The sequence below is a fragment of the Niabella beijingensis genome (genome assembly GCF_020034665.1).
In the GTDB taxonomy this organism is placed as follows: domain Bacteria; phylum Bacteroidota; class Bacteroidia; order Chitinophagales; family Chitinophagaceae; genus Niabella; species Niabella beijingensis.
Map to the genome: position 1 here is coordinate 3784145 of NZ_JAIQDI010000001.1, position 13506 is coordinate 3797650.

General features: G+C 48.0%; 14 protein-coding genes and 1 CRISPR repeat array (1 of these 15 running past the window's edge). Of the genes, 10 read left to right on the plus strand and 4 right to left on the minus strand.

All coding sequences use genetic code 11. The annotated features are described in order from the left end of the window. Positions 1–1433: direct repeats of the CRISPR family, unit length 47 nt; unit sequence GTTGTCAAAGACCAAAGGTAATTCGAAAATTGAAAGCAATTCACAAC; it begins 1372 nt to the left of the window's first position. Between the two features lie 58 nt (positions 1434–1491). The 3 genes from K7B07_RS15895 to K7B07_RS15905 all read right to left on the minus strand — a co-directional run bounded on the left by K7B07_RS15895 (position 1492) and on the right by K7B07_RS15905 (position 6737). After that, positions 1492–3666 carry a S9 family peptidase gene (locus K7B07_RS15895; protein ID WP_223711256.1) on the minus strand — a complete coding sequence of 725 codons (2175 nt, stop codon included), beginning with the start codon at positions 3664–3666 and terminating at the stop codon, positions 1492–1494. Between the two features lie 359 nt (positions 3667–4025). Further along, positions 4026–5462, minus strand: a complete 1437-nt coding sequence (locus tag K7B07_RS15900; protein WP_223711258.1) for an RtcB family protein — start codon at positions 5460–5462, stop codon at positions 4026–4028. A gap of 351 nt (positions 5463–5813) precedes the next feature. Further along, positions 5814–6737, minus strand: coding sequence for a hypothetical protein (locus K7B07_RS15905; protein WP_223711260.1), 924 nt, complete (start codon positions 6735–6737; stop codon positions 5814–5816). 131 nt (positions 6738–6868) lie between these two features. Here K7B07_RS15905 and K7B07_RS15910 point away from each other — a divergent pair, with 131 nt between their 5' ends. After that, entirely contained in the window at positions 6869–7723 is an 855-nt protein-coding gene (locus K7B07_RS15910; RefSeq protein ID WP_223711261.1) for an alpha/beta fold hydrolase, read from the plus strand. Here the strand turns inward: K7B07_RS15910 and K7B07_RS15915 are convergent. Then, entirely contained in the window at positions 7720–8694 is a 975-nt protein-coding gene (locus K7B07_RS15915; RefSeq protein WP_223711264.1) for a GlxA family transcriptional regulator, read from the minus strand. The genes K7B07_RS15910 and K7B07_RS15915 overlap by 4 nt on opposite strands. Positions 8695–8837: 143 nt before the next feature. Between K7B07_RS15915 and K7B07_RS15920 the strand changes: the two genes are divergently transcribed. From K7B07_RS15920 to K7B07_RS15960, 9 genes are all read left to right on the plus strand, one after another. Then, on the plus strand, positions 8838–9389 hold the full coding sequence (locus tag K7B07_RS15920; RefSeq protein WP_223711265.1) for a dihydrofolate reductase family protein: 552 nt from the start codon (positions 8838–8840) through the stop codon (positions 9387–9389). A 27-nt stretch (positions 9390–9416) separates the two neighbouring features. After that, positions 9417–9635 (plus strand): hypothetical protein, encoded by a 219-nt coding sequence (locus K7B07_RS15925; protein ID WP_223711267.1) that lies wholly within the window; start codon positions 9417–9419, stop codon positions 9633–9635. A 38-nt stretch (positions 9636–9673) separates the two neighbouring features. Continuing rightward, a complete protein-coding gene (locus tag K7B07_RS15930; RefSeq protein WP_223711269.1) occupies positions 9674–10207 on the plus strand; it encodes a DinB family protein in 534 nt (177 codons plus the stop codon). A 2-nt stretch (positions 10208–10209) separates the two neighbouring features. Then, a complete protein-coding gene (locus K7B07_RS15935; protein WP_223711271.1) occupies positions 10210–10503 on the plus strand; it encodes an RNA polymerase alpha subunit C-terminal domain-containing protein in 294 nt (97 codons plus the stop codon). 74 nt (positions 10504–10577) lie between these two features. Further along, positions 10578–10970, plus strand: a complete 393-nt coding sequence (locus K7B07_RS15940) for an iron chaperone (protein ID WP_223711273.1) — start codon at positions 10578–10580, stop codon at positions 10968–10970. 33 nt (positions 10971–11003) lie between these two features. Further along, a complete protein-coding gene (locus tag K7B07_RS15945; protein ID WP_223711275.1) occupies positions 11004–11870 on the plus strand; it encodes a VOC family protein in 867 nt (288 codons plus the stop codon). Positions 11871–11906: 36 nt separating this feature from the next. Further along, positions 11907–12344, plus strand: coding sequence for an SRPBCC family protein (locus K7B07_RS15950; protein ID WP_223711277.1), 438 nt, complete (start codon positions 11907–11909; stop codon positions 12342–12344). Positions 12345–12415: 71 nt separating this feature from the next. Next, positions 12416–12853: a VOC family protein gene (locus K7B07_RS15955; RefSeq protein WP_223711278.1), complete on the plus strand. Its 438-nt coding sequence runs from the start codon at positions 12416–12418 to the stop codon at positions 12851–12853. An 86-nt stretch (positions 12854–12939) separates the two neighbouring features. Beyond that, positions 12940–13461: a DinB family protein gene (locus tag K7B07_RS15960; protein WP_223711280.1), complete on the plus strand. Its 522-nt coding sequence runs from the start codon at positions 12940–12942 to the stop codon at positions 13459–13461. The last annotated feature ends 45 nt before the right edge of the window (positions 13462–13506 follow it).

The following is a 13506-nucleotide window of genomic DNA, read 5'->3' on the forward strand; positions in this document are numbered from 1 at the left end:
TAAGGCTATGTTGTCAAAGACCAAAGGTAATTCGAAAATTGAAAGCAATTCACAACCGCAATAGCGTAATACTTTGCAAAATTTTTGTTGTCAAAGACCAAAGGTAATTCGAAAATTGAAAGCAATTCACAACTTAGGATTGTCCAATCCGGTTAATTCCTTGTTGTCAAAGACCAAAGGTAATTCGAAAATTGAAAGCAATTCACAACTCCCGGAACTACTGGTGGTTATATTCGTGTTGTCAAAGACCAAAGGTAATTCGAAAATTGAAAGCAATTCACAACAGCAGTGAAACGGGTGCTGAGTTGATGGGAGTTGTCAAAGACCAAAGGTAATTCGAAAATTGAAAGCAATTCACAACTCCCGGAACTACTGGTGGTTATATTCGTGTTGTCAAAGACCAAAGGTAATTCGAAAATTGAAAGCAATTCACAACAGCAGTGAAACGGGTGCTGAGTTGATGGGAGTTGTCAAAGACCAAAGGTAATTCGAAAATTGAAAGCAATTCACAACTCCCGGAACTACTGGTGGTTATATTCGTGTTGTCAAAGACCAAAGGTAATTCGAAAATTGAAAGCAATTCACAACAGCAGTGAAACGGGTGCTGAGTTGATGGGAGTTGTCAAAGACCAAAGGTAATTCGAAAATTGAAAGCAATTCACAACCGTTTATGAGTACTACTATTGATTATGCGCGTTGTCAAAGACCAAAGGTAATTCGAAAATTGAAAGCAATTCACAACCAGGAATCTTTGAATAACCTTCAGCGTCTAGTTGTCAAAGACCAAAGGTAATTCGAAAATTGAAAGCAATTCACAACGGTGTTGCTACTGGAAAAGTTAAGCGTTATGTTGTCAAAGACCAAAGGTAATTCGAAAATTGAAAGCAATTCACAACTACCGACTATGAAGATTTCAAAAACAAATAGTTGTCAAAGACCAAAGGTAATTCGAAAATTGAAAGCAATTCACAACCTATTTCCCTTAGATAGCCAAACAGGATGCGTTGTCAAAGACCAAAGGTAATTCGAAAATTGAAAGCAATTCACAACCCAGGGATCTGAACATAATGCTCTTTGACGTTGTCAAAGACCAAAGGTAATTCGAAAATTGAAAGCAATTCACAACTACCGAGTACACGCAAAGCAGCGGGTTACAGTTGTCAAAGACCAAAGGTAATTCGAAAATTGAAAGCAATTCACAACTACCGAGTACACGCAAAGCAGCGGGTTACAGTTGTCAAAGACCAAAGGTAATTCGAAAATTGAAAGCAATTCACAACGTCTACGGCTTGGGGCGCAATGCGAAAGCTGTTGTCAAAGACCAAAGGTAATTCGAAAATTGAAAGCAATTCACAACGGCGGCACAGGGATTGCCTACAAAATCTGGTTGTCAAAGACCAAAGGTAATTCGAAAATTGAAAGCAATTCACAACATAAACCCTGAAACAATTAAGTAATATGAAGTTGTCAAAGACCAAAGATGATGAAAAATTACCGGCCACCGGGCGGACAATGCGCTTTTAAATAGTTGGTGTACAGCACCGACAGGTGTTCACTGGTGCCTTCGCCTTCCGAAATGGAATGGGTCCGGTTAGGGTAGCTCATCAGCTGAAACTGTTTGCCCTGACGGATCAGCTCGTTGATCAGCATTTCCGCATTCTGATAATGCACATTGTCATCACCGGTTCCATGGATGTAAAGCAGGTTGCCTCTCAGGTTCTTTGCATAGGTGATGGGCGAGCCCTTTACAAAATCTTCATTGGAGCTTGAGGGTACGCCCATGTAGCGCTCCTGGTAGATATTGTCGTACAATAACTGGTTGGTCACTGCCGCAATTGCGATCCCTGTTTTATAAATATCCGGATATTGAAAAAGAAGGTTCAGTGTGGAGGAGCCGCCACCGCTCCATCCCCAGACGGCCACGCGGCTGGAGTCGATAAAATCCCATTTCAGGATCTCTTTGGCACCCATTGCCTGGTCGCGGATGTTGATCCGGCCAATGTTCCGGTAGATCGCTTTCCGCCACTGGCTGCCCTTGGGAGCCGGGGCACCCCTGTTTTCAAGCGAAATATATACATAGCCATCATCCGCCATGTTGCCATTGTAAAGAAAATTTTTTCCTGCCCGGTAGTTGTCCACTACTGTCTGGGATGCCGGCTCTCCGTAAACATAGAACACCACGGGATATTTTTTCTTCGGATCAAAGTTGGTCGGCTTTACCATCCATCCGTCCAGCTCTACACCATCGCTGGTTTTTACTTTAAAAAACGATGCCGGCGATACACCGGGTGCAGGGGGGATCACCCTTCTTGCTTTTACCAGTTCCTTATGATCGGGCAGACTTATAATGGCACCATTTGCCAATTCGGCAGCACTGCTGTGATCGAAGATGGCGATTTTTCCGTTGGGGGAAATGGTATAGTTGTTCGTTCCGCTTAACTGTTCCGGTGTTACCCGTGTTGTATCGCCACCATTAAGGGATACCCTGTAGAGGTAGGTTTGCGTGGCATTGCCGGGGGAAGCCATAAAATAAATGGTTTGTGTGGCCGCATCATACAGGTCGAAGTGGATCACATCATAATTCCCCTTTGTGATCAGGGTTTCCTTTCCTGTCAGATCCATCTTATAGATCTGGCGCCAGCCGTTCTTTTCAGAAAGCCAGAGGAATTCCCCTTTTTTGCTGATCCAGTCCCAGCCGCTGGGATCGTTGTTATTCCAGCGGCTTTTGATATCGATCCAGGCGGCATCGGTTTCATGGAAAAGCTGCTTGGCGCGGGAAGAAGCTGCATCCACGAGGTAGAGGCGGCTGTCGTTCTGTTGCCGGTTGAGTTGCTGGAGAATGACCGATTGCCCCGAAGGGGTCCACTCCATCCGGGGAATATAATGCTGAACGGGATCTCCGTCAATAGTGGCCTGGCGCGACTTCCCGGTGGCCACATCATAAAACCAGATGGTACAGGAGGAGGGGTTCTGTCCTACTTTGGGATATTCTACCGGAATGGTAAAGGAGTAAAGGGAGTCGGTATTGTTGATCATCAGAAAATTCCTGATATGAGTGGCATCCAGCTTCCAGTAGGCGATCCGGTTGCCGTCCGGCGACCAGCGGAAACCATCCTGACAGCCAAACTCTTCTTCGTAGGCCCAGTCAAATGTACCGTTGATGATCCGGTCGGTGCCATCCCTTGTAACGGCAGTGCGCTTATTGTCCTGCAGCTCTTCAATATAGATATTGTGCTTGGAAACATAAGCGGCTTTTCTGCCGTCGGGGGAGAACTTGGCAAACATCAGCGAAGCGGAAGGCAGCCCTTTTCCCAGCTGGGTCAGCTTTTTGGTGGTGCGGTCAAACACCCAGTAGTCCCCGCGGGTGTTCTCCCGCCAAACCCGTTGGGTGTTGGCAAACAACAGGATCCGGTTGCCGTCTGCCGACAGGGTAAAGCTTTGTACCGCCAGGGCTTTGGCGGCCCCGGCAGGTGTGAGCTCCTGTTCGCTCATGAATACCTTATTCTGTTCCGGATGTACCGGATCGATGCTGGAAATTCCCTTATCTGAAAAGCTGTAAAAGCTGTTCCCGTCGGGGGTCCATTGCAGCTTCTGTGCAATGGCGGCCTGTGTACAGATTGTCAGGAGGATAACAAGCAGGTAAGTTGTTCTTGCAGGAGACATCATAAGTTGAATATTTGCGCCTAAATTAACGGGCTTTTCTTAGACCGCCATAAAAAACAAAAAAAAACAGCCTGCGTTTTCAGGCCGGCCTGCTCTTTTTTGCTATATGGATGATTAAGAAAATCATTATAAAGAACTCTTTTGAATGGTCCGCGAAAATTATATGATCCAGGCACTTACTTTTAATAACGCTTACTTCTTCATAGGGTACTAAAACGAGATTGCCCTTTATTATTGCCGGAGAACAACAGGAACAGATAGCCGGATATCCGCTCCCATGGCATGAAGGTCGTAAGCGTTTAACGTTTCCGTCCTGTAAAAGATAACGTGCCTGCTGCTTATCTGTGTAGTTGTAAACAAGGTTATTCTTTCACCTGCCATTTTTTGATCGTATCGCCGGCCATTTTTACAATCTTAGGCGTGAAGGTGCCTACCACATCCACCAGTGCCTGCTGGCCTTTCATTACCACTTCAATGTCCTTATAGGCAAAGGGTGCTTCATCCAGCCCGGCGCTGATCAGCGTTACGCCTTTTTTGGAAAGTTCTTTTTTCAGGTCAGAGGCGGTGATGCTCTGCAACGCTTTGCTGCGGCTCATTTTACGACCGGCGCCATGAGAAGCGGAATTGACCGCTGCTGTTTCGCCTTTTCCTTTTACGATAAACCCCGCAGCTGTCATGCTGCCGGGAATGATGCCGAGCACATTTTCCCCCGCAGGTGTGGCACCCTTGCGGTGGACGATCACTTCTTCGCCGTTCCATACCTCCTTCCATGCAAAATTGTGATGGTTCTCAACCATCCGGATCGGCTTACAGCCCAGCTGCTTTGCAATTTTTGCATGAATGATATGATGACAGGCAGCAGCATAATCGCCGGCCAGGTTCATGGCGATCCAGTATTCCCGTCCTTCCGCTTCATTCAGGTCCAGCCAGGCCAGGTTCCGGGCATCCTGCGACAGTCTTCTTTTACTGATCGCGATCTTTGTATAATGATTGGCGATGGCCGCACCCAGTGCACGGGAGCCGGAATGGGAGAGCAGGCCAAGATAAGCACCCGCCGGCACTCCAAGCACGGCATCCGCTTCGCTAATGGTCACAATACCGAACTCTACAAAATGATTGCCGCTTCCGCTGCTGCCGAGTTGTTTCCAGGCCCGCCCATGCAATCCTTTTAATACAGGCAGCAGCCGGAAGGCCTCGTGATCCATGACTGCGTGGTTTGCTGCCTGTTTAAACTGGGCACCGCTTCCGAACAAGGTAGCTTCGTTGATCTCCCGTACAAAATAGTGCGTGCGATCGTCAAGCTCTTTTGGGTTGGTATCAAAAATACTCAGGCACATACGGCAGCCGATGTCCACACCAACCCCGTATGGGATAATGGCATTACGGGTAGCCAGCACGCCGCCGATGGGCAATCCATAACCCTGGTGTGCATCCGGCATCAGGGCGCCGGCAACCGCAACCGGCAATTTTGCAGCGGTATACATTTGGGCCAGGGCACTTTCTTCAATATGCTCCCTTCCGAATATATTAAAGGCAATACCCGACTGGTTCAGCGATACGGCCATGCCTTCGTCCTCTTTAGGCGGCGGTGGTACTAATTGCCGGGCAACCGGTCCCAGTGCCGCATCTGATACAAAATCCGCCGGGGCCTGCAGTACGGCTTTTAACAGGTCGAATACCGTTTCTTTCGAAGTATATTTATAATGCTTCTGTGCCAGTTTCATGGCAATACTGATCACCGGACCTTCGGGGTATCCCAGCTGTCTCAATTCCTTTCCGGTTATTTTTAATTTGTTCATTTGAATGTTTTAAGAAGTTCTTCTCGGTCGTTGAAAGATCACACTGTTTTTCTATTCTTTAACCCCAGGTGTGGTCTGCAAAAGAAGCGGTTCCCGGTCCTCTCCGGAATTGCCTGTTTTAACAGATCAAAGACGAAACAACTTAGTAAGAAATAATTTGTCTGCTCCCGAAAACAAAATTGAGATGTCCATGTGCAGTCTATTTGCACAGTGCTGCTTTTTTTTTAACAGAGAGCGTGCAATCCGGTTAAATGTTCCCGGTGGGGTGGATTGCAGGTACAAGATGATATGAAGTTACTTTACACGCATAGCGGAACTTAATACCCATGTACTAAAAAAGTAACCCGCTCTTTACCCCTTAAAAAAGCCTGCCTGTTGCTGTTTATTGGGTTTTAAATAAACAAATTGCCTTTTTGCATCGATAATAATGTTAAAACGTTTCAGGAGGTCTCCGCCAATAAAGCTCATTTGCTGCGTCCCCAGCTTTCCTTCAAAAAAGCCCACCGGCACATTATCAAATAGGAATGCACCGATTGATAACCGGGGTGCAGTGGCTTTCTGTACTTTTACGATATTGCCAAAGGCATCCTTTAATTCTTTTGTTTCTGTTACGCTGAGCAACCGGCCTAAATGATTGGTTGCCACAAACCCATCGTCCAGCAGCAGGCCGCCGGAATAACCGGTATGCAGGAGGTACTGGTTGGGGTAGCTGTTCCCGCCGATATGAAGTGCCGCTTCAATGAACAACATTCCGTTTTTATGGATCAGTTTTAGCTTTTTATAGCCGGCGGTTGAAAAATGACTGCCTACAGTGACCTGTTTTTTATCGAAGTCGATCAGCAGGGCTTTTTTAGTAAAGAGGTGGAGGCCGAATTTTCCGTCGGTACCCTTGCCAGAATATTGATCCTCCCACAGGGGAAGATGGCTCCAGGTCTGATCCCCGATCTGAAGGGTGTTATCGCTGCTGAAACGGGAGGCATTTCCGGCAGCCCCCCAGCTTGAAACACTGTCAGTTCGTTCGAATCGAACGGAAACCATTCTCCGGGTGGCTTCATTCGTCAGCGCCACCGCATCCGCCGCAAAATGAAACATCAGGTGCAGGCTGTCGGTGCCGTTGATCCGGACAGGAACAGACAGGTTATTGGTTGCAGTAAGCTCAAAAGGGAACCGGAAGTATTTTTCCTGCGCACGGACCGCAAGCAGGTGCAGCAGCCCGGTTAATAATAGTGTTGCTTTAAGATACATAGCGGTTGTAATCGGATATAAAGATATCAAAACCGGATGGTTTATGATGAGCCGGCATAATGTCGCGGCTAAAACGGAACAGGGATTTTTGCCGGATAAATTGGCGGTAAGCGCTTAACTTTAGACAAATATAAAAACACACGAGGCGTAAGAACAATACCATGACACAAAGAGGCGTTCCGGGATTTCTGTTCTGTATGTTGATAGCGTTCGTACCCGTCCTGTCCGGATGCGGCCGGTTGCGGGTGCTTACCAATTCCTATAATGATGCCGCCGGAAAATATTATGAGATAAGGGGATTTCGTATGTATGCAGAAGTCTACGGCAGGGGAAAGCCGCTGCTGATGATTCACGGTAATGGCGGGGATCTGAGTGCCTTTGCCAATAATATCGCTTATTTTTCAAAAAAGTATAAAGTGATTCTGGCCGACAGCCGCGCACACGGCCGTTCTGCCGATCCTTCGGATTCACTCAGTTTTGAAATGATGGCGGATGATTACAGTGCCTTGTTAACAGCCATGCATGTTCCGGCAGCCTATGTGCTGGGCTGGAGCGACGGGGGGATCATTGCGCTGGAGATGGCGATGCGTCATCCGGAGAAAGTGCTGAAACTGGCGAGCTCAGGCGCCAATCTCAGCGCGGATTCGATCGGTCTGAGGCCGGATGTTTGGCTGGATGGTGTAAAGGATTATAATACCTGGCAGAAGCGCACGCCCCTGACGGGTGAAAAGGAAAAGAACGATTATAAGGTGTTCATGCTGGATTATGCGCAACCCGATATCCCGGTAAAGGAGCTCGGCAGGATCAAATGTCCTGCGTTGATCATCGGTGGTGATAATGATCTGATCCCGGTAGCGCACACCCGGCAGATCGCCGGAAGTATCAGCAAAAGCGAGTTGTGGATCGTGCCCAATTCAGGACATGCCACCCTGATGGACCACAGCCGTTCCTTCAACAAACGGGTGGACGAGTTTTTCCATAAACCGTTTAAACCGCACCGCCGGCACCGGCTCTAAACGCATATTTTTTCATACTTCAGCTTGTAATCCACGGGTGTCATGCCCGTGATCTTCTTAAACACATCCCGGAAGGCTTTTACATCATTGTAGCCCACATGATACATGGCTTCCTGTATGGTTTTGCGCCCCTGCTCCAGCAATTTTTTTGCGGCTTCGATCTTTACCTTCTGAATGTATTCCACCACGGTGTTGGTAGTGGCTTTTTTAAAGCGCCGCTCAAATGTCCGGCGGCCCATGGCAAACCGCTCGCAAAGCGTATCTACCGGCAGCCGTTCTTCAAAGTTCCGTTCAATATAATCCTGTACTTCCCGGATGGCATCATCGCCGTGATCGCGCATCCCGGAAAAAATAATAAAGGGGGACTGGCTGCTGCGTTGTATATCGATCTGGAAATACTTGGAACAATAAATAGCCACTTCACGGCCGGCATATTTCTCGATCAGGTAGAGCACCAGGTTGGACGCGGAAAAACCACCGCTGCTGGTATATACCCCGTTTTCATCGGTCAGGATCTTGTCGGCCACCAGTTTTACATCAGGAAACAGCCGTGCAAAGTCATTACTCGCTTTCCAGTGGGTAACACAGCTTCTGTGATTGAGCAGGCCTGTTCCAGCCAGCACAAAGGCACCCATGCAAAGACTGGCGATCTCGGCACCAAGCCGGTACTGCTCGATCAGCCAGGGAATAATGGCCCTGTTTTCCTCCACATGCCGGGCCACGGGCTCCTGCAGGGCCGGTACCAGGATCAGGTCGGCACGATCGATCTCCTGCACCAGGCGATGTGCCTGCACCTCGTACAACCCGTTGTTGAGCTGTACCCGCTGTTCCACGGCAGCAAGCTGTACCTCGAACAGGAGCTCCCGGCCTTTTGACCGTAGGTACTGGTTGGCTTCTTCAAAACCCTGACGGGGATTTTCGATACTGGAAAGGTTGGCGCCTTTTAATAAGAGGATCACTACTTTTTTCATTTTTCAGGCTTTTAAGCCTGGCAAATATAACCCAGAATAATGTCGTAATCAACCCCAGATATTGTCGTATTTGCATATCTGTAATCTATCCGGGCTGTTGTAGGTTTGTAGAGTAAAGAATTATTGGGCTGAAATCAATTTGTATGAGCAGGATTTTTGTCTTTAACTGGATTTCCGTTGATGGTATTTTTTCCGGTCCGGATGGTGCCACTGACTGGTTTACACATGATGCGGAGCTGGACCAGGCCAACCGGGAGATTTTAGATTCCGCAGATACAATTTTATTTGGCAGGGTTACGTTTAAGATGATGGAGTCCTTCTGGCCTACGGCCGGCGCAGCAGAGCAGTTTCCGGATGTGGCGCGTTATATGAGCCGCGCGGCCAAGCATACATTTTCAACTACCGTGACCGGTAGCACCTGGGAAAACAGCTTTTTTTACAAAGAGATCAGTCCGGAATCCATAGCTGCGATCCGGAAAACCGCCGGAAATGATATAGTTGTTTTTGGAAGCGGAATGGTCTGCAATACCCTTCTCCGGAACGGATGGATCGATACGTACACCCTGCTGCTGGATCCGCAGCTGATGGGCAGGGGCCGGCGTTTTTTTACAGATGTGCCTCCTACTGCATTGCGGTTAAAGGAGACCCGGACCTTCCCATCGGGTATCGTCCGTCTTGACTATGATGTGGTGTAGGATATGTCACCAGCTAAACCAGATAAAATGAAATTGATTGAGATTTTTAAAACGGATGTTTTTGATAAAACGGCCGCCCGGATGCTGGTCCGGAGTTTAAAACAGGAATTCCCGCGTTCAAAGATCAACTTTGATCTGGAGGATGGAGACAAGATCCTGCGGATCGAATCCTCAAAGCCGATCGATACCGGCCTGGTCGCTTTTTCACTCGGCGCAAAAGGATACAGGGCAGATGTGCTGCAATGATATCTATAACGATAATAACAACTTCTTAATACTTTTTTATGCAAACAACAACAGCAGAAAATGGGCAGTTGCTCCGTGAATTTTCAACCGCGGCCGACACCTTTATACGAACCCTTTCCCGGGTACCCGAAGCGGCGTTTAACACCGCGCCGTTCGAAGGCAGCTGGTCGCCGGCACAGGTGGGAGACCATGTTTTGAAATTTTTAAGTGGCATCAAAGGCGCACTGGCATTGCCGCAGGCGGAGCCGGGACGGGCACCGGATGCCCATGAACCACTGCTGCGGGAAATATTCTTAAACTTTGAACGGAAAGCAAAAGCGCCCGCTATAGTAGCGCCTTCCGATGAAACGATCCACAAGGACGCACTGATGCATGCATTGAAAGGCACTTCCGAAATACTTGGCACGCAGATCGGCGAAGGCAACCTGTTGCTTCTGTGTGAAGGAGCGCCCTTCCCTACCATTGGTGATATGACAGGACTGGAATGGGTACTGTTCGGGACCTACCACCTGCAGCGTCATACCCGCCAGCTGGTGCAGATGCAATCCCATTCCAACACCGCATCCGCATAATAATGGCAAAGGGAACACTCAGGATCTGCGAAAAAGGGCACAGCTATTATAAGAGCAGCGATTGTCCGGTTTGCCCCGTTTGTGAGCAGGAGAAAAAGCCCCAAAGCGGTTTCCTCTCCCGGCTGGGCGCACCGGCTCGAAGGGCCCTGGCAAATGCAGGCATCGACAGCCCGGAGAAGCTGGCATTGCACACAGAAAAAGAGATCTTAACCCTGCATGGAATGGGACCGTCTTCCCTGCCTGTTTTAAGAGCGGTTTTGAAGGAGTCGAATCTGGCATTCCGTACCGGCAGCTGATGACGGATAGCTGACCGCCGATAGCTCGTTGCTTGAACCATTAATAACAAGGATCAATTTATAAAATAAAGAACATGCCTGCTGCAAAATTTACTACCGTGGATGAATACATTAACGCCTTCTCCGGCATACAGAAGAAGCGGCTGGAAGAAATGCGGAAGATCGTCAAACAGGCCGCTCCGAAAAATGCAACGGAGGTGATCAGTTACAATATGCCCGCAATAAAGACCAGTGCGGTTCTGGTGTATTATGCGGGGTACGCAAAGCACATCGGTTTTTATCCTACGGGGTCGCCGATAAAAGTATTTGCCGACAGGCTGTTGGACTACAAGACTTCCAAAGGTGCCGTACAGTTTCCGCTGGAGCAGCACCTGCCGCGGGTACTGATCAAAGAAATGGTCGGCTTTCGTGCAAAGGCGACAAAAGAAAAAGCCACGCTCACAAAAACAGGAGATGGAAAAAAGTAACAAAAAATAATCCCTTATTAAAACGATAATGTCATGATCAATCTAATTTATCCTTGTCTTTGGTTCGATGGCAACGGAAAAGAGGCGGCTTCATTTTATGCCGGTATTTTTCCCGACACAAAGATCGGGTCTGAATCAGCGATGGTGGTAACAGTGGACACTAATGGTCAGAAACTGATGCTCCTTAACGGAGGACCGCTGTTTAAACCCAATCCTTCCGTCTCCTTTTTGATCGCGAATGAAGATGAGAAAGAAACGGAACGGCTGTACCGGGAACTGATAAAAGGCGGAGCGGCATTAATGCCCCTGGAAGTATATCCCTTCAGTAAAAAATATGGATGGGTGATGGATAAATACGGTATTTCCTGGCAATTGTATACCGGAGACAGCGGCGCCACTACCCAGTACCTTATTCCCACACTGATGTTTATAAACAAACAGAACGGCCGGGCAAAAGAAGCGATCGGTTTTTATACCGCGCTTTTCCCGGGATCAAAGACCGAGAACATCCTGGAATACCCGGAAGGCGGTGGTGATACGCCCGGTAATGTACAACATGCGCAGTTCCATATCAGTGGTTATACACTGGGAGCAATGGATAGCTCCCTCAATCATCCGTTTGATTTTAATGAAGCGATTTCTCTCGTGGTGGAATGTGATACACAGGAAGAAATCGATCATTTCTGGAACGCGCTTACCGCCGATGGCGGAGCAGAAAGCATGTGCGGCTGGCTGAAAGATAAATTCGGACTCAGCTGGCAGATCATACCAACCCGGCTTAGTCAGCTGATGGCTGCCGGTAACCCGGAAGCTTCCGGACGGATGATGGAAGCACTGATGAAAATGAAAAAGCTGGACATAGCGGCACTGGAAGCTGCTTACAATGAAGGTGTTAAATGATATCGCAGATCCCATAAACGATATAAAAAAAATAATATGGAAACCTATTCTTACAAACAACAAATCAATGCGCCCGCAAAAAAAGTGTGGGACATACTGTGGAACACAGATTCTTACAAGCTATGGACAGCCCCTTTTGCGCCCGGCTCTACAATAGAATCAGACTGGAAGGTACAGGGCCGTACCCGCTTTCTTGACGGCAAGGGCAATGGTATGGTCAGTACCATTCACAGCATGAATGAGCCCTCGGAGCTGATTTTTGAGCATCTGGGCTCTATTCAGAACGGGGTTGAGGACACCACCAGTGATGCGGTAAAACAATGGGCGGGCTCCCTGGAACGGTATTATCTCAGGGAAGAAGGAGGTGTTACAACACTCGAAGCCCGGGTGGATACCGATCCGCAATTCAAGGAAATGATGGACAATGGATTTACCAGGGGCTTTGAAATTGTAAAAGAACTGGCAGAAAAATAGCTGCTCACCCCGCCTTTCATTTTTAACATGCAATAGTTTAATTTTTACCTCGCACTTATAAAATAAAAAAAATGACAAAATTAAATCCCTATCTGAATTTTGACGGAACAGCTGAAGCCGCATTTAATTTTTACAGATCAGTTTTTGGCGGTGAATTCCTGGGCGGCGGCATTATGCGTATGAATACTGCGCCGGGTACCGAACAGCTTCCTGAAGAGGAGAAAAACAGAGTGATGCATGTGGCACTTCCCGTAGGCGACAGTGTGCTGATGGCATCGGATATCGTTCCTTCCATGGGACATAAACTGACTGTTGGTAACAGCAACTATATTTCCATTTTTCCCGAGAGCCGCGAGGAGGCAGACCGTTTATTCAAGGAACTGTCCGAAGGCGGAAAAGTGGAAATGCCGCTGGCCGACCAGTTCTGGGGCGACTATTTCGGAAGCTTTGAAGACAAATTCGGCGTATACTGGATGATCAACTATTCCGCCCGGCAGGAAAACAAATGAACAGGTAACGGGACTGAAAGCTGACAGCTAAGCGCTGACGGCCTTCCGCCTGACTAATAAATCCTGCTCGCCTTAAAAAATAATATATGAAAACAACAGCAAGCAAATTACAATTGGTGATCCCGGCTTACCGGATGCACAGCCAGCAGTTCAATAATGCAATTGATGGCATCAGCGATACCGATGCCTTGAAAAGGATCGAAGGAAGAACCAATCATATCGTATGGATGGCCGGCAACCTGGTTAATTGCCGCTACTGGCTGGCCGATGTACTGGGTATCCCGGATAAAGACCCCAACGAAGCGCTTTTTAAGGATGCAAAAGCGCTGGATGAATCCCTTGCTTATCCCTCGCTTACCGTATTAAAGGAGGAGTGGCACCGGATCTCCCGGGTACTTTTTGAAAAGCTCAATACCGTAACAGACGAAGCGCTGGAGGAGCCTTATAAATTTGACATGGGTGTCAGCTTTATCAAAGAAAATAAACTTAATATGGTTGGCATGTGTCTGGGCCGGGAGGATTATCTTTTTGGTCAGATCGGCCTGATGCGCCGCATCCTTGATTACCCGGGCATGCGGTATGATATGGATGAAACGATCAACTATTAAACAGGTTTGGGAACATCGCAAATAAACAGCAGTCGTACAGAGGCC